This window comes from Nocardioides cavernae (assembly GCF_013410035.1).
In the GTDB taxonomy this organism is placed as follows: domain Bacteria; phylum Actinomycetota; class Actinomycetes; order Propionibacteriales; family Nocardioidaceae; genus Nocardioides; species Nocardioides cavernae_A.
In genome coordinates this window covers 299,347-319,646 of sequence record NZ_JACCBW010000003.1, presented here as the reverse complement: position 1 = coordinate 319,646, position 20,300 = coordinate 299,347, and the positions used below count along the sequence as shown (strand labels likewise).

Below are 20,300 nucleotides of genomic sequence, written 5' to 3'. Positions count from 1 at the left end.
GGCATGAAGGTCGGCGTACCCAAGGAAGTCAAGAACCGCGAGTACCGCGTGGCCCTGACCCCCATCGGCGTGCACGAGCTGGTCCAGCACGGCCACGACGTCGTGGTCCAGAAGACCGCGGGCGAGGGCTCGCAGATCACCGACGAGGAGTACGTCGCCGCCGGCGCGACGATGCTCGACACGGCCGACGACGTGTGGGGCGAGGCCGACATGATCCTCAAGGTCAAGGAGCCGGTCGCGGAGGAGTACGGCCGGATGCGGGAGGGCCAGACCCTCTTCACCTACCTCCACCTCGCCGCGGACAAGCCGCTGACCGAGGAGCTGATGACCCGCAAGGTCACCGCGATCGCGTACGAGACGGTGCAGCTGCCCTCGGGCGCGCTCCCGCTGCTCTACCCGATGTCCGAGGTCGCGGGCTGCCTCGCGCCTCAGGTGGGCGCGTACTCCCTGATGAAGGCCAACGGTGGCCGCGGCGTCCTGATGGGCGGCGTCGGCGGTGTGGCCAACGCGAAGGTCGTCATCATCGGTGCCGGCGTCTCGGGCCAGAACGCCGCCAACATCGCGCTCGGCATGGGCGCCGACGTGACGCTGCTCGACACCGACCTCGACAAGCTGCGGATGTCGTTCTGGCGCTACAACAACCGCGTCCACGGCCTGGCGTCGTCGAAGCTGGCGATCGAGCAGCAGGTGATGGAGGCCGACATGGTCATCGGCGCCGTGCTGATCCCCGGTGCCGCCGCGCCCAAGCTGGTCTCCAACGACCTGGTCTCGCGGATGAAGCCGGGCTCGGTGCTCGTCGACATCGCCATCGACCAGGGCGGCTGCTTCGAGGACTCCCACGCCACCACCCACGACGACCCGACCTACGCGGTCCACGACTCGGTCTTCTACTGCGTGGCCAACATGCCGGGCGCGGTGCCGAACACCTCGACGTACGCCCTGACCAACGCGACGCTGCCCTACGCCGTGGCGCTGGCCGACAAGGGCTGGCAGCAGGCGCTGCGCGACGACCACAGCCTCGCGCTGGGCCTGAACACCCACGCGGGCCAGCTGACCAACGGCCCGGTCGGCACGGCTGTCGGCATCGAGTCGGTGGGACTCGATACCGTTCTGGGGTGAGCTCTGGGGTTCCGCTGCGTCGGGCCGTCCGCACCTATCTCGACCACCTCGCGGTCGAGCGCGGCCTCGCGGCGAACACGCTGAGCTCCTACACGCGTGACCTGGGCCGCTACGACGAGTTCCTCGCGACCCAGGGGATCGATGCCCTGGACGCGGTCACCGAGTCGACGGTGGCCGCGTTCCTGGTGAGCCTGCGCGAGGGCAGCGAGGCGCACCCGCCGCTGAGCGCGACGTCGGCGGCCCGCACGGTCGTCGCGGTGCGCGGGTTCCACAAGTTCGCGGTCTCCGACGGGTTCGCCGTCGCGGACCCGGCCGCGGCGGTCAAGCCGCCGACCCCGGCGAAGCGGCTGCCCAAGGCGCTGCCGCTGTCGGACGTCGAGGCGATCCTCGAGGCGGCCGGGGCGCCCGACACGGTCCTCGCGCTGCGCGACCGCGCGCTGCTGGAGCTGCTCTACGGCACGGGCGCGCGCATCTCGGAGGCCGTCGGTCTCGACGTCGACGACCTCGACCAGGTCGACGGCACGGTGCTGCTGCGCGGCAAGGGGGGCAAGGAGCGGCTCGTGCCGGTCGGCGGGTACGCCCGCGAGGCGGTCGCCGCCTACCTCACCCGGGCGCGTCCCGAGCTCGTCGGCACGGGTCGCGGTGGCCCGGCGATGTTCCTCAACTCGCGTGGAGGCCGGTTGTCGCGGCAGAGTGCGTGGGCGGTCTTGGTGAAGGCCGCCGAGCGGGCGGGCGTGACCGCGTCGGTGTCCCCGCACACGCTGCGGCACTCCTTCGCGACGCACCTGCTCGACGGCGGCGCGGACGTGCGCGTCGTGCAGGAGCTCCTCGGCCACGCCTCCGTGACGACGACCCAGGTCTACACGCTCGTGACCGTCGACAACCTCCGCGAGGTCTTCGCGACCGCGCACCCGCGGGCCCGTGAATGACGCGCGCCGCATGAGCATCCGTCTGCGCCTGCTCGACACCCCGACGTGGGAGGGCGCCCCGATCGTCGGGGCCCGCCTGCACGCCCTCCTCGCCGCGCTGGTGATGGAGCCTCGTGGACTGAGCGTCGCGCAGCTCATCGAGCAGGTCTGGGAGGACGAGCCGCCCGCGACGCCCGGCAAGGCGCTGCAGGTCCTCGTCTCCCGCGCGCGCTCGGCGACGGCCGCCGAGGTGGTCCACCTGACCGAGACCGGCTACCGGCTCGGGCTGGAGCCCGACGAGGTCGACGTGCTGGCGCTGGGGCTGCACGTCGGCCGGGCGCGTGAGCTGCTCGCGGCGGGTGACGCCGTCGCCGCGGGGGAGCAGGCCGAGCTGGTGCGGGCGTGGCCCGAGCCCGCCACGGACCGGGCAGGCTCGGCGGCTGGACCCCTGGCGCGGCTGCGCACGCTCGCCAGCCGCACGCTGGACGCGGCCGACGACCTGCTCGGCCGTGCCCTGGCCCGGCAGGGCCGGCACGCCGAGGCCCTCCCGCTGCTCGAGGCGGCCGCCGCCCGGTGGGGCGACGACGCCAGCGTGCTCGCCGACCTGCTGCGCACCATGGCGGCGATCGGCGGGCCCGCGGTGGCGCTCGGTCGCTACGAGGCGCACCGCGTCGACCTCGCCGAACGCCTCGGCATCGACCCCGCGCCCGAGCTGCAGCGCCTGCACCGCGAGCTCCTCGCTGCCGACGACCCGGTCCGCACCGGGCTGCGCTACGACGGCGAGGGGCTGCTCGGCCGGGAGCAGGACCTCGCCCGGCTGCGCTCGGCGATCGCGTCGTCGCGACTGGTGACGATCCTCGGTCCCGGCGGCATCGGCAAGACCAGCGTCGCGCAGGTGCTGGCGCGGGAGTCGGCGCTCCCGCACGTGCACGTCGTCGAGCTGGTCGGCGTGGGGGCCGGGGACGACGTCGTGGTCGCGGTCGGTGCGGCCCTGGGCGTCCGCGGGTCGGTGACGGCGAGGCGCACGCTCACACCTGCCCAGCAGGCGGACGTACGCACCAGGCTGGCGCAGGAGCTCGACGCGGGGCCGACGCTCCTGGTGCTCGACAACTGCGAGCACGTCCTCGAGCCGGTCGCGGCCCTCGTCGCGTACCTCCTGGCCACCACGCGCGACCTGCAGGTGCTCACCACCAGCCGGGCGCCGCTGCGCCTGGCCGTCGAGCGCGCCGTCCCGCTCAGCCAGCTGACGACGTCCGACGCCGAGGACCTGTTCGTCCGGCGGGCGCAGGCCACCCGACCCGACGTCGTGCTCGACCCGGCGGCGGTGCGCGCGGTGGTCGACCGCCTCGACGGCCTGCCGCTCGCGGTCGAGCTCGCGGCGGCCCGGGTGCGGACGATGACGGCGGCCGAGGTCGCAGCCGCGCTCGATGACCGGTTCGCCACGTTGCGCAGCCGCGACCGCAGCACGCCCGACCGGCACCGCACGCTCGAGGCGGTGATCGCGTGGTCGTGGGACCTGCTCACCGACGACGAGCAGCGGGCGCTGGCGTGGCTCTCGCTCTTCCAGGACGGCTTCGACCGGGCCGCAGCGACGGCCGTGCTCGGGCGTGACGGGACGGACCTCGTCGACACGCTCGTCGAGCAGTCGCTCCTCGTGCTGACCGAGGACGGAGGCGTCGCCCGGTTCCGGGCGCTGGAGACGATCCGGGAGTACGCCGCCGCGCGGCTCGTCGCGCGAGGGGAGGTCGACGCCGCGACCGAGGCCCAGCAGCGGTGGGCGCGGGGCCTGGCCGACCGGGCGGAGGACCTCGTCCTCGCCGACGACCAGGTCATCCTCGTCGACGTGCTCGTGCGCGAGCAGAACAACCTGACCGACGTCCTGCGCCACGCGCTCGCGACCAACGAGCGCGAGCTCGTGGCCAGGCTCGTCTCGCTGCTGGGCTCGCTCTGGACGGTCACCGGCGACCAGCCCAGGGTCTTCGCGATCTGCGATGCCGCCGTCGACGTGCTGACCGGCTGGGAGGTGCCCGACGGCCTGCACCGCCACGCGCAGGACGCGGCGGGGGTGCTGATGATCCACCTGAGCTGGATGCCGGGGGTCGACCTCGAGGCGCTGCGAGCTCTGCTGGTGCAGGGCGGCCCACCCACGGGCACGTGGGGCCTGGTCGCCCACACGGTCCACGTCGCGGAGGACGGCGGCACGCCCGCCGGCCTCGCCCGCGTCGCCGCACGGCAGACCAGGCCGGCGATGGCGGGCGCACTGCTGCTGTGGGCGGCGATCGTGGCGGAGAACGCCGGCGACGTCGACACTGCCCGGCGCCATGCCGAGGAGGCGCTGCGACGCCCGCTCCCGCCGTACCTCAGCGGGTCGCTGCACGCCGAGCTCGGCCAGCTCGCCATGACCGCGGGCGACCACCGGCGCGCGGCCCGGCACGCAGAGGTCGCGTGGCCGCTGCTCGAGCGGATCCACTCCGTCACCGACGCCTACAGCCTCCAGGTCGCGACCGCCATGGCACCCCTGCTCGAGGGCCGGGTCGAGGAGGCGCAACGACTGCTCGACCGATTCGGTCCGCCGGACGGCGACCAGGCCCAGATGGGGGCGCGGCTGACGTGGCACGCGGCCCAGGCCGAGCTCGCGCTGGCCAGGGGTGACGTCACCGAGGCGCTCGAGCGCTACGACGCGACCGTCGACCTCGTGACGGACCTGGACGGCGCTCCCGGTGCCTCGCCGTGGCTGGCCATCGCGGCGTCCGCGGCGCTCGTGGCCCGGGTGCGCCACGCCGCGGACGGTCCGGACCCGCGGGCGGACGAGCTCCGCGACCTGGTCGCCGGTGACGGGGCTCACCGGCCGCCCGGCACGCTCTGGTTCACCGACCTGCCCCTCAACGGCGTGCTGCTCGTGGCGCTCGGCTCCTGGGTGCTGCGGCACGGGCCGGCGGACCAGCACGAGGACGCGGTGCGCCTCCTCGCGGTCGCGCACCGCTGGTCCTACAACCGGAGCATCCCGGTCATGGCCTGGGACTCGATGGTGGCGCTCGCGGACACGGCCCTGCCCGGGCGGGTCGACCGGCTCGTCGAGGAGCTGGCCGACCGCCCGGGACCCGAGCTGCTGCCCGAGGTGGCGGCCACGGTCGAGCGGCTGCAGCAGCGCTGGGTCACATCTTCCGGTTGAAGGCCCGCACCGACAGCGGCGCGAACACCGCGATCACGACCGCGCAGCCGAGCAGGGCCCAGCCGACGTTGCCGGTGACGGCGCCCTCGTTGGCGAGGTCGCGGATGGCGGTGATGACCAGCGAGACGGGGTTGACCTCGGCGAAGGCCCGCAGCGGGCCCGGCATCGTGTCGGTCGGGACGAAGGCGTTGGACAGGAACGTCAGCGGGAACATCACCAGCAGTGAGATGCCCTGCACGGCCTGGGCGTTGCGTCCGACGATGCCGAACAGCGTGAAGATCCACGCCAGCGACCAGCCGGCGAGCATCGCGAGGAGCACCGCGCCGGCGACGCCGAGGACGCCGCCGCCGGGCCGGTAGCCGATCGCGATGCCGACGGCGAACGTCAGCACCGACGCGATGAAGTAGCGCAGCAGGTCGGCGACCATCGGGCCGGCGAGCGGGGCGATGCGGGCGATGGGCAGCACCTTGAAGCGGTCGAAGACCCCGGTGTCCATGTCGGTGCGCAGCTGCACGCCGGTGGCGACGCAGGCGGTCAGCACGGTCTGCCCGATCAGGCCGGTGATGATCAGCGGCAGGTAGCTGTCGACGTCGCCGGCGACGGCGCCGCCGAAGATGTAGGCGAACATGCCGGTGAAGACGAGCGGCTGGATCGTGACGTCGAACATCACCTCCATGCTGCGGCGCATCTTCATCGTGGCGCGCCAGGCGAGGGTCAGCGTCTGGCTGAGGGTGTCGGCCAGCCCCACCCGCGACGGGAGGTCGGCAGTCGGGTCGGACACGGACATCTCGCCCCTCTCGGGCACGGTCAGGCTGCTCATCGGGCTGCCTCCATCTGCAGGTCGGTCTGGTCGGTCGGGTCGGTGGTCGTGACGTCGTCGTGCGACGGGTCCTGGGTGTCGTGGCCGGTCAGGGCGAGGAACACCTCGTCGAGCGAGGGCTTCTGCACGGTGACCGACTCGATGGCGACGTCGCGGTCGCGGAGCGCGACGAGCACGTCGACGGACTGGTCGGTGCGGGCGAGGGGGACGTTGACGCGACGTGCCTCCGGCGTGAGGACGACGTCCTCGCCGAGGAGCCGTCGCACCTCCTCGGCCACCAGCGGCAGGTCGGCCGGGTCGGCGACCTGGATCTGCAGCGTCGACTGGCCGACGGAGGACTTGAGCTCGTCGGCGGTGCCCTCGGCGACCTTCACGCCACGGTCGATCACCGCGATCCGGTCGGCGAGCTGGTCGGCCTCGTCGAGGTACTGCGTGGTGAGCAGCACGGTGCAGCCGGTGCGGACGAGGTCGCGGATGGTGTCCCACATCTGCCCGCGGGTGCGCGGGTCCAGGCCGGTCGTGGGCTCGTCGAGGAAGATCAGCGGGGGCCGGGTGAGGAGGCTGGCGGCGAGGTCGAGCCGGCGGCGCATCCCGCCGGAGAAGGCGGAGATCGGCTTGGACGCGGCCTCCGCGAGGTCGAACTGCTCGAGCAGCTCCGCGCCCCGGGCACGGGCCTCGGCGCGGCCGAGACCCTGCAGCCGCGCGAAGAGCCAGAGGTTCTCGGTGGCGGTCAGGTTCTCGTCGACCGAGGCGTACTGCCCCGTGACGCCCAGCAGCCGGCGTACGGCGTGGGGCTCGGCACGGACGTCGTGGCCGAAGACCAGCGCCTGTCCGGCGTCGATGTGCAGCAGCGTGGCGAGCATCCGGAGCATGGTCGTCTTGCCGGCGCCGTTGGGGCCCAGGACGCCGAAGACCTCCCCGCGGCGGACCTCGAGGTCGATGTGGTCGACGGCGCGCTGGTCGCCGAACTGCTTGACGAGCCCGGTGGCCCGGACCGCGAGGTCGATGTCGTGTGTGGTCATGTCCACCAGCGTGGGCGCGTCCGGTTTCACGGCGGTTGCACGACGGCTGCGTGGCGCCCGCGGCCACGAAACCGGCGGGTGGTTGGATCGACCCATGCCGGATCCAGTGCGCCTCGACACGCGGGTCCCGACCGGGGCCGACCCCGACGCGGTGTACGACGCGTTCACCGGCTGGGCGACCGACCGCGGCCTCGCGCTCTACCCCCACCAGGACGAGGCCGTCATCGAGCTGCTGGGTGGCAACCACGTGATCCTCGCGACGCCGACCGGGTCGGGGAAGTCGCTGGTCGCGATCGGCGCGCACGTCGCAGCGCTCGCCCGCGACGAGGTGAGCTTCTACACCGCGCCGATCAAGGCGCTGGTGAGCGAGAAGTTCTTCGCCCTCATCGACGTCTTCGGCGCCGACAACGTCGGGATGCTGACCGGCGACGCGGCGGTCAACCCGGACGCCCCCATCATCTGCTGCACCGCCGAGGTGCTCGCCAACATCGCGCTGCGCGAGGGGCGTACGGCCGACGTGGGGCTCGTCGTGATGGACGAGTTCCACTTCTACTCCGAGGGCGACCGCGGCTGGGCGTGGCAGGTGCCGCTCCTCGAGCTGGTCGACGCGCAGTTCCTGCTGATGTCCGCGACCCTCGGTGACGTCTCCTTCTTCGTCGAGGACCTGAAGCGGCGCACCGGGCGCGACACCGCGGTCGTCGACGACGCCGAGCGGCCGGTGCCGCTGAGCTTCCGCTGGTCGATGGAGCCGCTCGACGACACCCTGGAGGAGCTCGTCACCACCGGGCAGGACCCCGTCTACGTCGTCCACTTCACGCAGGCGGCCGCCGTCGAGCACGCCACCAACCTCCTGCGGCACCCGCCGAAGAAGGTCGACAAGGACGCGATCGCCGACCGGATCGGTGCGTTCCGCTTCGGCGCCGGCTTCGGCAAGACGCTCTCGCGACTCGTCCGCAACGGGATCGGCGTCCACCACGCCGGGATGCTCCCGAAGTACCGCCGCCTCGTGGAGACCCTCGCCCAGTCCGGCCTGCTGCGCGTCATCTGCGGCACCGACACCCTGGGCGTCGGGATCAACGTCCCCATCCGCACGGTCCTGTTCACCGGGCTCGCCAAGTTCGACGGCAACCGGCAACGCGTCCTGCGCACCCGCGAGTTCCAGCAGATCGCGGGCCGGGCCGGGCGCGCCGGCTACGACACGGCCGGCTACGTCGTCGTCCAGGCCCCCGAGCACGTCATCGAGAACGAGCAGGCCAAGGCGAAGGCCGCGGCGCGGGTGGCGGCCGGCAAGAAGAAGTCCAAGGCCCAGCTCAAAAAGGCGCCCGAGGGCACCGTGGTGTGGACCGAGCAGACCTTCGACAAGCTCGTCGCCGGCGTGCCCGAACGGCTCACGAGCCGGATGAAGGTCGACAACGCGATGCTCGTCAACGTGGTGTCGCGCGAGCAGGACGCGTTCGCGGTGATGCGGCGGCTGATGACCGACAACCACGAGGACCCGCGCGGTCGCGCCCGCCTGGCACGGCGGGCGCTGCGGCTCTCGCGCTCGCTCGTGCGTACCGGCATCGTGACGCGGCTCGACGAGCCGGACGCCTTCGGCCGGCGCTTCGTGATGACCGAGGCGCTGCCGGAGGACTTCGCGCTCAACCAGCCGCTCGCGCACTTCGCGCTCGCGGCCTTCGACGTGCTGGACCCCGAGTCGGAGAGCTACGGCCTCGACGTCGTCTCGGTCGTCGAGGCGGTCCTCGAGGCGCCCCGGCAGATCCTCATGGCCCAGCAGCACGCTGCCCGCGGCGAGGCCATCGGCGAGATGAAGGCAGACGGCCTCGAGTACGACGAGCGGATGGCGCTGCTGGAGGAGATCACCTGGCCGCAGCCGCTGCGCGAGCTGCTCGAGGCGCTCTACGAGACCTACCGCCAGACCCACCCGTGGCTCCCCGACGACGCCCTCGGGCCGAAGTCGGTCGTGCGCGAGATGTGGGAGAACGGGATGGGCTTCACCGACTTCGTCGGTCGCTACCAGCTCGCGCGCTCGGAGGGCCTCGTGCTGCGCTACCTGACCGACGCCTACCGCACCCTGCGGCAGACCGTCCCGGAGGCGCACCGCTCGCCCGAGGTCGAGGACGTCATCGAGTGGCTCGGCGAGACCGTCCGGCAGACCGACTCCTCGCTCCTCGACGAGTGGGAGGCGCTGGCCGACCCCGACCACGCGCCGTCCGCGGTCGCGCACCACGAGCCGCCGCCCCCTCCCCGCCCCCTGTCCCGGCAGGAGCGCCCGTTTCGGGTGATGCTCCGCAACGCGATGTGGGCGCGGGTCGACGCGGTGTCGCGCGACGACCTGGACACGCTCGTACGCCTGGAGCGCGCCGCCGCCGACCGCACCGACCCCCCGCGCCAGGTCGTCGTCGGGCGGTCGGTCTGGGACGCCGCGCTGGAGGACTACTACGCCGAGCACGACCGCGTGCTGACCGACGGCGACGCGCGCGGCCCCGACCTGCTGGTGGTGGGGGAGGAGCGGGTCGGCGAGCCGGTCGGGTCCGAGGAGGGCACGTCCGCGCGGCTGCGCGACGTGCGGCAGACGATCCACGACCCCGAGGGACACCACGACTGGGTCATCGAGGCCGTCGCCGACTGCGACGCGACCGACGAGGCGGGCGAGCTGGTGCTCGCGACGGTGGCGATGCGGCGGCTGTGAGGCCCGTGCCGAGGCGGCCGGGGAGCACGTCGGACGTACACAGGGTTCTGCACAGGCGGGCCCGTCCTGTGCACCCGACCGGCCCTCCGTGCACAGATCGGGGCGCCGGCCTGTGGGTTGCGGGGGCGGTGTTCCCCCGGCGCGGACGGGCGTCCTAGAGTCTCGCGAAGCCCGGCGTCGAACTGTCGACGTGTCGACAAAGCCCAGGGCCGTCGGCGTGGTGCAATCGGGACAGCAGGGCGGCTACGTCGACGAACGAGGAGCAGGCATGAGCGGTCAGGGACTACCCGGTTCGGGATTCGGCAGCAGCGCCTCGGAGGTGCCGCCCCTCGTCCGACCACCCCAGCCGCACCCCGCCCAGCCCGGCCCTTCCCCCCGAGACGAGCAGACCGTGACGCAGCCCCTTCCCTTCGAACGCCCGACCCCTGCCGAGGCACCCGTCGAGGCACCCGCTGCCGAGATCACCCTCGGCCCCACGGGCCGCCCGATGCCGGTCTTCCCGGAGCCCTCGGCCCCGGCGCGGCACGGCAGCGCACGGGTGGTCTCGATGTGCAACCAGAAGGGCGGCGTCGGCAAGACCACGACGACGATCAACCTCGGTGCGTCCCTCGCGGAGTTCGGGCGCAAGGTCCTGCTCGTCGACTTCGACCCGCAGGGCTCGCTGTCGGTGGGCCTGGGCCTCAACCCGCACGAGATGGACCTGACCATCTACAACCTGCTGATGGACCGCGAGACCACGCTCGACGAGGTCGTCGTCCCCTCCGGCATCCCCGGCATGGACCTGCTGCCGTCCAACATCGACCTGTCCGCCGCCGAGGTGCAGCTCGTCCACGAGGTGGCCCGGGAGCAGACGCTCCAGCGGGTCCTCGCCCCGGCGCTCGAGCAGTACGACGTGATCCTCATCGACTGCCAGCCGTCGCTCGGCCTGCTGACCGTGAACGCCCTGACCGCCTCCGACGGGGTGATCGTCCCGCTGGAGTGCGAGTACTTCGCGCTGCGCGGCGTGGCCCTGCTCAAGACCACCATCGACAAGGTGCGCGAGCGGCTCAACCCCAAGCTCGAGATCGACGGGGTGCTCGGCACGATGTTCGACGGGCGCACCCTGCACAGCCGTGAGGTGATGGAGCGCCTGGTCTCGGCGTGGGGCGACACCGTGTTCCACACCGTCATCCGGCGCACGGTGAAGTTCTCCGACGCCACGGTGGCCGGTGAGCCGATCACGTCGTACGCGTCCTCGTCCACGGGTGCCGACGCCTACCGCCAGCTCGCGAAGGAGGTGCTGACCCGGTGGCCCGCCGAGTGAGCATGCCGACCGCGGACGACCTGTTCCGCCCGACGGTCGACCCTGCGACGCCGGAGCAGCCGGACGAGCCGCGCCAGCGCCGGGTGCGTGCCGTCGCCGCGCAGCCCGAGGTGGAGGCCGAGCCGGCGGGTCCGAAGAAGCCGAGCGGGCGCGTGCGCCACGACGAGAAGATGACGGTCTACGTCACCTCCGACGAGCTGCTCGACATCGAGCACGCCCGGCTCACGCTGCGCCGCGAGCACGGCCTCGCGGTCGACCGCGGCCGGCTGGTCCGCGAGGCGCTCGCGCTCGTGCTCGCCGACCTCGAGGGCCAGGGCGCCGACAGCGCTCTGGTGCAGCGACTGCTCGACGACGAGTGAGCGCGACCGCCCGGACCGACCCGGACCTCGCCCCCGACCCGGGCGGTGAGACCCCGGCGTTCGCCGTGCGCCTCGACAACTTCGAGGGGCCGTTCGACCTGCTGCTCGGACTGATCGCCAAGCACAAGCTCGACATCACCGAGGTGGCGCTGTCGCAGGTCACCGACGAGTTCATCGCGCACGTGAAGAACCTCGGCGACCAGTGGGACCTCGAGCAGACGACGTCCTTCCTGCTCGTCGCCGCGACCCTGCTCGACCTCAAGGCGGCGCGGCTGCTCCCGCAGGGCGACGTCGAGGACGAGGAGGACCTCGCGCTGCTCGAGGCGCGCGACCTGCTGTTCGCGCGACTCATGCAGTACCGCGCGTTCAAGCAGGTGGCGTCGGTGCTGGAGGAGCGGCTGGCCTCGGAGTCGCGACGCCACCCGCGAGCGGTCGGGCTGGAGGGGCGTTTCGCGACGCTCCTGCCCGAGGTGCTGATCGGCATCGGCCTCGACCAGTTCGCCCGGCTCGCGGCGAAGGCGATGGAGCCCAAGCCCGTCCTCGAGGTGTCCCTGCACCACATCCACGCCGCGAAGGTCAGCGTGCGCGAGCAGGCGCAGGTCGTGGTGGACCGCCTGCGTCGCAGCGGCACCATGACGTTCCGGGCGCTGTGCGGCGACTCGCCCGACCGGCTCACGACGGTCGCGCGGTTCCTGTCGCTGCTCGAGCTGTTCCGCGAGGGCGCGGTGTCGTTCGACCAGGTGACGCCGCTCGGTGAGCTCACCGTCCGCTGGACGGGCGGCGAGGACGCCGAGGTCGACATCACCGACGAGTTCGACGGCGCGCCGCCGCCGGACGAGGATGGACCCGATGGGGCAGCGGCACCGGAAGCGGTCGCCCCCGAGGAGGACGCATGAGCGAGCAGACCGACACGGCCACCGGCGACGTCGAGACCCTCGAGGTGGCCGTCGCCGAGCTGCGACCGGCGCTCGAGGCCATCTTGATGGTCTCCGACGAGCCGCTCGCCACCGTCCGGCTGGCCTCGGTCGTCGGCCACCCCGTGGACGACGTCGAGGCCGCGCTGGAGGCCCTGGCCGCGGAGTACGCCGAGCAGGGTCGCGGCTTCGACCTGCGCGCGGTGGCCGGAGGCTGGCGCTTCTACTCGCGCCCGGAGTACGCCGGCGTGGTCGAGTCGTTCGTCCTCGAGGGCCAGCAGGCGCGGCTCACCCAGGCCGCGCTCGAGACGCTGTCCGTGGTGGCCTACAAGCAGCCTGTGTCGCGGGCCCGCGTCTCCGCCGTGCGCGGCGTCAACGTCGACGGCGTGATGCGCACGCTCCTGACCCGGGGCCTCGTCGAGGAGGCGGGGCAGGACGAGCAGAGCGGCGCCAACCTCTACCGGACGACCTCCTACTTCCTCGAGCGGATCGGCATCACCTCCCTCGACGAGCTGCCCGAGCTCGCGCCGTACCTCCCCGACATGGACGACCTGGAGGACGAGCTCGCGAGCGTCGCGGGGCTCGACGCACCCGCCCCGGAGGTCGAGGTCCCCGCGGATCCGGAGCCCCCGGTCGTGCACCACCCGTCGCCGCACAGCGGGTCCGGCACCGAGCCCGACGGCGGGACCGAGATCGCATGAGGACCGAGACGCCATGAAGCCCCACGACGCACCCGACAACGACCAGCCCTCCTCGCAGCGGCCCGAGACCGACGAGGACGGCCTGATCCGGCTGCAGAAGCTGCTCGCCCAGTCCGGCGTCGCCAGCCGGCGCAAGTGCGAGGAGCTCATGCTCGACGGCCTCGTCGAGGTCGACGGCGAGGTCGTCACCCGGCTCGGCACCAAGGTCGACCCGCGCACGGCCGTGATCCGCGTCGACGGCAAGCGGCTGCCGCCGATCAGCGACAAGGTCTACCTCGTGCTCAACAAGCCGCGCGGCGTGGTGTCGACGATGTCCGACCCGGAGGGGCGCCGCACGCTCGGCGACCTCGTGGCGGACCGTCCCGAACGGCTGTTCCACGTCGGGCGCCTCGACACCGACACCGAGGGCCTGATCATCCTGACCAACGACGGCGACTTCGCCCAGCACCTCGCCCACCCCTCGCACGAGGTCGACAAGACCTACGTCGCGGAGGTCGACGGCGAGGTGCACGTCCGCACCGTGCGGCAGCTGCTCGCCGGGGTGACGCTCGACGACGGCCCGGTGACGGTCACCCACGCGCGTGTCGTGGGCGGCGACCCCCGGCGCGAGGGGAGCCACCGCTCGATCGTCGAGCTCACCATCCACGAGGGGCGCAACCGGATCGTGCGGCGGCTGCTCGACCACCTCGGCCATCCCGTCCGGCGCCTGACCCGGACGCAGATCGGGCCGGTGACCCTCGCCCGGCTGAGATCGGGGGAGATGCGCGAGCTCACCGTCGCCGAGCTCGGCGAGCTGATGGACAGCGCGAGCCTCTAGGCAGGGCGCCCGGCCCGCGTACGGTGGCGACATGGCCGCCGTGCACCCCGCGCTGTCGCCGTACGTCCGCTCGCTCGTGGCGTACGACGTCTCCTTCGCGGGCCCCGGCATCCACATCGGGATGCCGTCGACCGAGCTGACCTGGGTGCTGCCCCTCGACGAGCCCCTGGGCGTCGCGTGGGAGGGCGAGCCGGGCTCGCGCAGGGTCGGGTGGACGTCGGTGTCCGGACTGCACACCCGTCCCGCCGCCGTCGAGCACGGGCTCCGGCAGCGGGGCATCCAGCTCGCGCTGACCACCGAGGGTGCGCGGGCCCTGTGGGGCGTGCCCGCCGCCGCTCTCGCCGGGCACCTCCTGGAGCTCGGCGACGTGGCGCCGGACCTCGCCGACCTGCCGGAACGCCTCGCGGGGCACCGGTCGGCCGCCGACGCCCTGCCCGAGGTCGAGCGGGCGCTGCTCGACGCCCTCCGGCGGCACCGCCGACCACCTCAGCGCCCCGAGGTCACCCGGGCCCTGGCGTTGCTCACGCGGGGAGTCCCGGTCGCAGCGACGGCCGGCGACGTCGGCTACAGCAGGCGGCGTCTCACCACCCTGGTGCGTGACGAGGCGGGGGTCGCGCCCAAGACCTACCAGCGGCTGGCGCGCTTCGCCCGCTCGCACGCGCTCATGCGGCGGGCCGCGCTGTCGGGCGAGGTGTCCGTCGCGACCGTGGCCGCGCGTGCGGGGTACGCCGACCAGGCCCACCTCGCCCGCGAGTGGTCCGAGATGGCCGGGTGCAGCCCCACGGAGTGGGTGCGCCGGGAGTTCCCCGTCGTCCAAGCCACCCGTGGTGCCGAGGCGGCAGGGTGATGATCACCGACCCGCCGCCACCCGGCCGACCGACGAGGAGCACCTCCATGTCCAAGACCCCCGACGTCTCCCGCACCACCCTCTGGCACACGTTCGTCGTCCGCGACGCCGAGGTGATGACCGCCTGGCTGGCCGCGGTGGGCTTCACCGAGCACGCGACCCACCGCGACGAGCAGGACGACTCCGTCGTCGTCCACGCGGAGTGGGCGTGGCCGGGCGGTGGCGGGATCATGTTCGGCACCGCGCGCGACGACAGCCCCCTCAGCGGCACCGCGCCCGCCGCGGCCTACCTCGTCACGCCCGATCCCGACGCGGCGTTCGACGCGGCCGTCGCCGCCGGGGCGACCGTCGTACGCCCGATGGAGGACCACGACTACGGCGGGCGCGGCGGGAGCGTCAACGACCCGGAGGGCAACCACTGGTCCTTCGGGAGCTACCAGCCGGCCTGAGCCGCGCCGCGAGACACCTCGCGGACACGACGTCGGGCTGGCCTAGGCTCCTCCCGTGGCAGTGAGGGCAGTGCGTGGGGCGACCCAGCTCGAGGAGGACACCCGCGAGCACATGCTGGACCGGGTGGCCGAGCTCGTCACCGACGTGATGGAGGCCAACGGCCTCGAGGTCGACGACTTCATCTCGATCATCTTCACCGCCACCAGTGACCTCACCAGCGAGTTCCCGGCGTACGCCGCGCGACAGCTCGGCTTCTCGGACGTGCCACTGGTGTGCGCCCGCGAGCTCGAGATCGAGGGCTCGATGCCCCGGGTCGTGCGGCTGATGGCGCACGTGGAGACCGACCTGCCGCGCGCCGACATCACCCACGCCTACCTGCACGGCGCCGCCAACCTGCGTCGCGACCTCGCCCGGACCACCAGCCATGACTGACCTCGGGGACGAGGCGGCCCTCCCCGCCCTCGTCGGGCCGGTCGAGGTCGTCGGCGCGGGCCTGATCGGCACGTCCATCGCGCTCGTGTGCGCCCGCCTCGGGATCGAGGTCGTGCTGCGCGACACCGCCGAGGAGAACGTCCGCACGGCGCACGGCCTGGGCGCCGGCCGCCCGGTGCGACCCGAGGACCGGCCGCAGCTCGTGGTGGTCGCGGTCCCGCCTGCGGCGATCGCGGACGCCATCGTGGACGCGCTGCAGCGCACCGACGCCGTCGTCACCGACGTCGGCAGCGTCAAGGCCGCGCCGCTCACGGCCGTGGCTGCCCGCGTGGCCGGCGCGGACCTGGCGCGCTACGTCGGGTCGCACCCGATGGCCGGCAGCGAGCGCTCCGGCCCGCTGGCCGCGAGTGCGGCGCTGTTCGACGGGCGGCCGTGGGCGGTCACGCCCCACCTGGACGCCCGACCCGACGCCGTCGGTCTCGTCGAGACACTGGTGCTCGAGTGCGGTGCCGCACCGATCCGGATGGAGCCCGCGGAGCACGATCGCGCCGTCGCGCGGATCTCCCACCTCCCGCACCTCGCCGCCGTGCTCGTCGCGGGCCGCCTCGCCGCCGCGCCCGCCGAGCACCTCGCCCTGTCGGGTCAGGGCGTACGTGACGTCACGCGGGTCGCCGCGAGCGACCCCGGGCTGTGGCAGCAGATCCTCGAGGCCAACAGCGAGGCGGTCCTCGACCTGCTCGCGGAGGTCCGCGCCGACCTCGACGACCTGATGAGCGCGGTGTCCGCGGCTCCCACTGCGCCTTCCGGGCCGTCGGCCCCCGGCCTCGTCGAGATCCTCACCCGCGGCAACGCAGGCACCGCCGCGATCCCCGGCAAGCACGGCGGACCCGCGCGGCCGACGCGGTCGGTCTTCGTCGCGGTGCCGGACCACCCGGGCGAGCTGGCCCGGCTGTTCGGCGATGCCGGCGAGATCGGCGTCAACATCGAGGACGTCCACATCGATCACGACCCCGGGCGACCGGTCGGGCTCACCGAGCTGGTCGTCGACCGCGGCAGCGCCGAGCAGCTCCTGGCCGCGCTCGAATCCCGCGGCTGGACGACCCACCGGTAACCTTGTGGCCCGTGAGCGACCAGACCTCCCTCGACCCCACGGCCCTCGTCATCGCGATCGACGGCACCTCCGGGTCCGGGAAGTCGAGCACGTCGCGGGGCGTGGCCGGTCGCCTGGGCCTGCGCTACCTCGACACCGGCGCGATGTTCCGTGCGATGACGTGGTGGCTGCTGCGCGAGGGCGTCGACGTGCACGACGTGGCTGCCGTGGCTGCGGCCTGCGGCCGCCCGGTGATCGAGTCCGGCACCGACCCGCTCGCCCCCACCATCACCGTGGACGGCGTCGACGTCTCGGTCGAGATCCGCAGCGACGAGGTCAACGCCGCGGTCAGCCCGGTCAGCGCGGTCCCCGAGGTGCGCAGCCTGCTGCTCGACCTCCAGCGTGAGGTGATCGGCACCGGCGGGATCGTCGTGGAGGGCCGCGACATCGGCTCCGTCGTGTGGCCGCAGGCCGAGCTCAAGGTCTACCTCAGCGCAGACCCCGACGCACGCGCGCAGCGCCGCGCTCTGGAGGAGGGCGGCAGCGACCTCGCCAGCACCCAGCAGTCGCTGCTCGAGCGCGACCGCATCGACTCCGGGCGAGCGACCGCGCCGCTGACGATGGCCGACGGCGCCGTGCACGTCGACAGCACCCACCTCACGCTGCCCGAGGTGGTCGACCGGATCGTCACCCTCGCCGAGGAGGCGCGGGGCAGGTGACCACCGACCTGCCCGGCAGCGCCGCGGGGCACCCGCCGACACGGTTGCTGTGCGGGCTCCGGCCCGCCGCCGCGTGGCTGCTGCGGCGTCGCTGGTCGGTGCAGGTGCACCACCCCGAGCGGGTGCCGGCGACCGGCGGAGTGATCCTCGCGGCCAACCACGTCGGCGTGATCGACGGACCGCTGCTGGCGGTCGTGGCTCCACGCCCCGTGCACGCGCTGACCAAGCAGGAGATGTTCGCCGGCCCTCTCGGACGGTTCCTCCGCGCCTCCGGCCAGGTGCCGCTCGACCGCTTCCACGCCGACCCCGGCGCGATCCGTACGTGCCTGCGCGTCCTGCGCGACGGGGGAGTGGTCGGGATCTTCCCGGAGGGCACCCGCGGCGACGGCGAGCTGCGACGCTTCCACCACGGCGCGGCGTACCTGGCCCTCGTGACGGGCGCACCTGTCGTACCGGTGACTCTCGTCGGTACGCGCGAGCCCGGCGGCGCCACCGGCTCGCTGCCACCCCGCGGCGCGCGGATCGACGTGGTCGTCGGCACGCCGTGGCACACGACACAGCAGGCGTGGCCGCGCACCCGGGAACACGTCGCCGCCACGTCGGTGTTGCTCAAGGGGCACATGCTGTCCGAGCTGGCGGCCGCGCTGGCCGACACGCGCCGATCCTTGCCCGGGCCCCTTCCTGCGGGACAATCCGAGGACGACCCCGACACCGGGCTCGTCGAGCCATCCAGAGAGCTGTGAGCACCCATGACTGAGTACGACGCCGCCAGCGTCGAGCCCGCCACCGACGAGACGTCCGGGCCCGTCCCCGTCCTCGCCGTGGTCGGCCGACCCAACGTGGGGAAGTCGACCCTCGTCAACCGGATCATCGGCCGCCGTGAGGCGGTCGTCGAGGACCGCCCGGGGGTGACCCGCGACCGCGTGTCCTACGACGCCAACTGGAACGGCCGCGCCTTCACGGTGGTCGACACCGGCGGCTGGGACCCCGACGCCCGCGGCCTCGCCGAGCGGATCGCCGGGCAGGCCGAGGTCGCCGTGTCGCTGGCCGACGCCGTCCTGTTCGTCGTGGACGCCACCGTCGGCATCACCGACTCCGACGAGGCGGTCGTCCGGATCCTGCGCAAGTCGGGCAAGCCCGTGGTGCTGGCCGCCAACAAGGTCGACGACCAGCGCACCGAGGCCGAGGCGTTCGGCCTCTGGAACCTCGGCCTCGGTGAGCCCTACCCCGTCTCCGCGCTGCACGGCCGCGGCTCCGGCGACATGCTCGACGCCATCCTGGAGGCGCTGCCCGAGACGCCCGCGGAGTCGTTCGAGGAGGTCGGCGGCCCGCGCCGCATCGCCATCGTCGGCAAGCCCAACGTCGGCAAGTCCTCGCTGCTCAACATGCTCGCCAAGGAGGACCGTGTCGTCGTCGACAACGTCGCCGGCACGACGGTCGACCCGGTCGACGAGCTGATCACGCTCGGTGACCGCACCTGGCGCTTCATCGACACCGCGGGCATCCGCAAGCGCGTGAACCAGGCGTCCGGCCACGAGTACTACGCCTCGCTGCGGACCTCCACCGCAATCGACCGGGCCGAGGTCGCCGTGCTGGTCCTCGACGCCAGCCAGACCGTGTCCGAGCAGGACATGCGGATCATCCAGACGATCCGGGACGCCGGGCGGGCGATGATCGTGGCCTTCAACAAGTGGGACCTCGTCGACGAGGAGCGCCGCTACTACCTCGAGCGCGAGATCGAGCGCGACCTGGTGCAGCTGCAGTGGGCGCCGCGGATCAACTTCACCGCCCGCACGGGCTGGCACGTCGATCGTCTCGTCCCGGCCATCGACAAGGCGCTGGAGGGCTGGGAGACGCGCATCGGCACCGGCGCCCTCAACACCTTCCTCGGTCGGCTCGTCGCCGAGCACCCGCACCCGGTGCGCAGCGGCAAGCAGCCCAAGATCCTGTTCGCCACGCAGCCCTCGGTCGCCCCGCCCACCTTCGTGCTGTTCACCAGCGGCAAGCTCGACGCCGCCTACGAGCGCTACGTCGAGCGTCGGCTCCGTGAGGAGTTCGGCTTCGTCGGCACGCCCATCGTCATCCAGCAGAAGCCGCGCGAGAAGCGCAAGCGCTGACACGCAGTCTGGTGCGGGACCGGTTCAGGGCGTGAGCCCCGCCGCGCGCAGCCAGTCCATCGGGTCCACCGGGCTGCCGCCGGCGGGGCGTACCTCCAGGTGCAGGTGCGGTCCCGTCGAGTTGCCCGACGAGCCGACCGTGCCGATGACGTCGGCGAGGTCGACGGCCTGGCCGGGCTGGACGGTGGCGCTCGTCTGGTGGCAGTACCAGACCTCCGTGCCGTCCGGCAACGTGACGATCGTGCGCAGGCCGTAGGGACCGGCGTCGGCGACCTCGGTGACGGTACCGGCGGCGACGGAGACGATCGTCTCGCCGACGGCGGCGCCGAAGTCCTGCCCGCCGTGCTCGTCCTCCCACAGCGGTCCGGTGAGACCGAAGCCGGCGGAGATGCGGTAGTCGGCGAGCGGCAGCACGGCGCGGGCGGCCTCGGGGTCGCCGCTCCAGCCGTACGCCGCGAGCACCCGCGCGCGCCCGAGGAGTGCGCGATCACGGGTGTCGGCCCGTCGGTTCAGGCTCGCAAGTGCCTGCTGGCGCGCGCCGACCTGACGTGCCAGGTCGACGGCCCGGGCGACCCGGGCGTCCTCGCGCACGGCGGACTCAGGTGCTGCCCCGGCCCGGGGCGCGGCGACGCCCAGCCCGGCGGCAGCCAGGAGGACGGCTGCGACCAGGCTGGAGCGGCGCGGCACGGATGACACTCAGAACCCCCCACAGGTCGGTGGTCCATGGTGTGCCGACCGGGACGTCCACCGCGGGCGTTCGGGGTCGAATGACCCACACGGACCAGGCGCTCTGGTCCGAGCGGTGGGGGACCGGCGCA

General features: G+C 73.3%; 19 protein-coding genes. 16 read left to right on the top strand and 3 right to left on the bottom strand.

Features of this window, described 5'->3' with window-relative positions:
* Positions 1 to 3: 3 nt before the first annotated feature.
* The 3 genes from ald to F4692_RS16470 are packed head-to-tail and all read left to right on the top strand — an operon-like array spanning position 4 to position 5,199.
* A complete protein-coding gene (gene ald / locus F4692_RS16480) occupies positions 4 to 1,119 on the top strand; it encodes an alanine dehydrogenase (RefSeq protein ID WP_179620792.1) in 1,116 nt (371 codons plus the stop codon).
* On the top strand, positions 1,116 to 2,048 hold the full coding sequence (gene xerD / locus F4692_RS16475) for a site-specific tyrosine recombinase XerD (RefSeq protein ID WP_179620791.1): 933 nt from the start codon (positions 1,116 to 1,118) through the stop codon (positions 2,046 to 2,048). The genes ald and xerD overlap by 4 nt, the downstream gene beginning before the upstream one ends.
* Positions 2,049 to 2,058: 10 nt before the next feature.
* Positions 2,059 to 5,199: an ATP-binding protein gene (locus tag F4692_RS16470; RefSeq protein ID WP_179620790.1), complete on the top strand. Its 3,141-nt coding sequence runs from the start codon at positions 2,059 to 2,061 to the stop codon at positions 5,197 to 5,199.
* On the opposite strand, the gene F4692_RS16465 is transcribed toward F4692_RS16470, so the two are convergent.
* Both F4692_RS16465 and F4692_RS16460 read right to left on the bottom strand, forming a co-directional pair.
* Positions 5,183 to 6,019, bottom strand: coding sequence for an ABC transporter permease (locus F4692_RS16465; protein WP_257029962.1), 837 nt, complete (start codon positions 6,017 to 6,019; stop codon positions 5,183 to 5,185). The two genes, F4692_RS16470 and F4692_RS16465, sit on opposite strands and share 17 nt — an antisense overlap.
* Positions 6,016 to 7,041, bottom strand: coding sequence for an ATP-binding cassette domain-containing protein (locus F4692_RS16460; protein ID WP_179620789.1), 1,026 nt, complete (start codon positions 7,039 to 7,041; stop codon positions 6,016 to 6,018). Before F4692_RS16460 ends, F4692_RS16465 begins: the two co-directional genes overlap by 4 nt.
* 94 nt (positions 7,042 to 7,135) lie before the next feature.
* Between F4692_RS16460 and F4692_RS16455 the strand changes: the two genes are divergently transcribed.
* The 13 genes from F4692_RS16455 to der all read left to right on the top strand — a co-directional run bounded on the left by F4692_RS16455 (position 7,136) and on the right by der (position 19,482).
* Positions 7,136 to 9,733, top strand: a complete 2,598-nt coding sequence (locus F4692_RS16455; RefSeq protein WP_179620788.1) for a DEAD/DEAH box helicase — start codon at positions 7,136 to 7,138, stop codon at positions 9,731 to 9,733.
* 391 nt (positions 9,734 to 10,124) lie between these two features.
* Positions 10,125 to 11,036, top strand: coding sequence for a ParA family protein (locus F4692_RS16450; RefSeq protein WP_308645346.1), 912 nt, complete (start codon positions 10,125 to 10,127; stop codon positions 11,034 to 11,036).
* A gap of 2 nt (positions 11,037 to 11,038) precedes the next feature.
* Complete coding sequence (locus F4692_RS16445; protein WP_179620787.1) at positions 11,039 to 11,395, top strand: hypothetical protein; 357 nt, start codon at positions 11,039 to 11,041, stop codon at positions 11,393 to 11,395.
* Positions 11,392 to 12,291: a segregation and condensation protein A gene (locus F4692_RS16440; protein ID WP_179620786.1), complete on the top strand. Its 900-nt coding sequence runs from the start codon at positions 11,392 to 11,394 to the stop codon at positions 12,289 to 12,291. Before F4692_RS16445 ends, F4692_RS16440 begins: the two co-directional genes overlap by 4 nt.
* A complete protein-coding gene (gene scpB / locus F4692_RS16435; protein ID WP_179620785.1) occupies positions 12,288 to 13,010 on the top strand; it encodes an SMC-Scp complex subunit ScpB in 723 nt (240 codons plus the stop codon). Before F4692_RS16440 ends, scpB begins: the two co-directional genes overlap by 4 nt.
* Positions 13,011 to 13,023: 13 nt before the next feature.
* Entirely contained in the window at positions 13,024 to 13,827 is an 804-nt protein-coding gene (locus tag F4692_RS16430) for a pseudouridine synthase (RefSeq protein ID WP_179620784.1), read from the top strand.
* Positions 13,828 to 13,858: 31 nt separating this feature from the next.
* On the top strand, positions 13,859 to 14,674 hold the full coding sequence (locus tag F4692_RS16425) for a helix-turn-helix domain-containing protein (protein ID WP_179620783.1): 816 nt from the start codon (positions 13,859 to 13,861) through the stop codon (positions 14,672 to 14,674).
* 47 nt (positions 14,675 to 14,721) lie between these two features.
* Positions 14,722 to 15,123, top strand: coding sequence for a VOC family protein (locus F4692_RS16420; RefSeq protein ID WP_179620782.1), 402 nt, complete (start codon positions 14,722 to 14,724; stop codon positions 15,121 to 15,123).
* A 55-nt stretch (positions 15,124 to 15,178) separates the two neighbouring features.
* On the top strand, positions 15,179 to 15,556 hold the full coding sequence (gene aroH, locus F4692_RS16415) for a chorismate mutase (RefSeq protein WP_179620781.1): 378 nt from the start codon (positions 15,179 to 15,181) through the stop codon (positions 15,554 to 15,556).
* Positions 15,549 to 16,667 (top strand): prephenate dehydrogenase, encoded by a 1,119-nt coding sequence (locus tag F4692_RS16410; protein ID WP_179620780.1) that lies wholly within the window; start codon positions 15,549 to 15,551, stop codon positions 16,665 to 16,667. Before aroH ends, F4692_RS16410 begins: the two co-directional genes overlap by 8 nt.
* Before the next feature lie 11 nt (positions 16,668 to 16,678).
* The gene (gene cmk, locus F4692_RS16405; protein WP_179620779.1) at positions 16,679 to 17,365 is read left to right on the top strand and encodes a (d)CMP kinase; all 687 of its coding nucleotides are present in this window, start codon (positions 16,679 to 16,681) and stop codon (positions 17,363 to 17,365) included.
* Entirely contained in the window at positions 17,362 to 18,108 is a 747-nt protein-coding gene (locus tag F4692_RS16400) for a lysophospholipid acyltransferase family protein (RefSeq protein ID WP_179620778.1), read from the top strand. Before cmk ends, F4692_RS16400 begins: the two co-directional genes overlap by 4 nt.
* Positions 18,109 to 18,114: 6 nt before the next feature.
* Positions 18,115 to 19,482 carry a ribosome biogenesis GTPase Der gene (gene der / locus F4692_RS16395; RefSeq protein WP_179620777.1) on the top strand — a complete coding sequence of 456 codons (1,368 nt, stop codon included), beginning with the start codon at positions 18,115 to 18,117 and terminating at the stop codon, positions 19,480 to 19,482.
* Positions 19,483 to 19,506: 24 nt separating this feature from the next.
* On the opposite strand, the gene F4692_RS21880 is transcribed toward der, so the two are convergent.
* The gene (locus tag F4692_RS21880; RefSeq protein ID WP_179620776.1) at positions 19,507 to 20,169 is read right to left on the bottom strand and encodes a M23 family metallopeptidase; all 663 of its coding nucleotides are present in this window, start codon (positions 20,167 to 20,169) and stop codon (positions 19,507 to 19,509) included.
* Between the last annotated feature and the right edge of the window lie 131 nt (positions 20,170 to 20,300).

What these genes read in the sequence shown, in the direction of transcription:
- ald (WP_179620792.1), top strand. Translation starts at nt 4, where the DNA reads ATGAAGGTCGGCGTACCCAAGGAAGTCAAGAACCGCGAGTACCGCGTG.
- F4692_RS16470 (WP_179620790.1), top strand. Translation starts at nt 2,059, where the DNA reads ATGAGCATCCGTCTGCGCCTGCTCGACACCCCGACGTGGGAGGGCGCC.
- F4692_RS16465 (WP_257029962.1), bottom strand. Translation starts at nt 6,019, where the DNA reads ATGAGCAGCCTGACCGTGCCCGAGAGGGGCGAGATGTCCGTGTCCGAC.
- F4692_RS16460 (WP_179620789.1), bottom strand. Translation starts at nt 7,041, where the DNA reads ATGACCACACACGACATCGACCTCGCGGTCCGGGCCACCGGGCTCGTC.
- F4692_RS16455 (WP_179620788.1), top strand. Translation starts at nt 7,136, where the DNA reads ATGCCGGATCCAGTGCGCCTCGACACGCGGGTCCCGACCGGGGCCGAC.
- F4692_RS16445 (WP_179620787.1), top strand. Translation starts at nt 11,039, where the DNA reads ATGCCGACCGCGGACGACCTGTTCCGCCCGACGGTCGACCCTGCGACG.
- scpB (WP_179620785.1), top strand. Translation starts at nt 12,288, where the DNA reads ATGAGCGAGCAGACCGACACGGCCACCGGCGACGTCGAGACCCTCGAG.
- F4692_RS16430 (WP_179620784.1), top strand. Translation starts at nt 13,024, where the DNA reads ATGAAGCCCCACGACGCACCCGACAACGACCAGCCCTCCTCGCAGCGG.
- F4692_RS16425 (WP_179620783.1), top strand. Translation starts at nt 13,859, where the DNA reads ATGGCCGCCGTGCACCCCGCGCTGTCGCCGTACGTCCGCTCGCTCGTG.
- F4692_RS16420 (WP_179620782.1), top strand. Translation starts at nt 14,722, where the DNA reads ATGTCCAAGACCCCCGACGTCTCCCGCACCACCCTCTGGCACACGTTC.
- F4692_RS16410 (WP_179620780.1), top strand. Translation starts at nt 15,549, where the DNA reads ATGACTGACCTCGGGGACGAGGCGGCCCTCCCCGCCCTCGTCGGGCCG.
- der (WP_179620777.1), top strand. Translation starts at nt 18,115, where the DNA reads ATGACTGAGTACGACGCCGCCAGCGTCGAGCCCGCCACCGACGAGACG.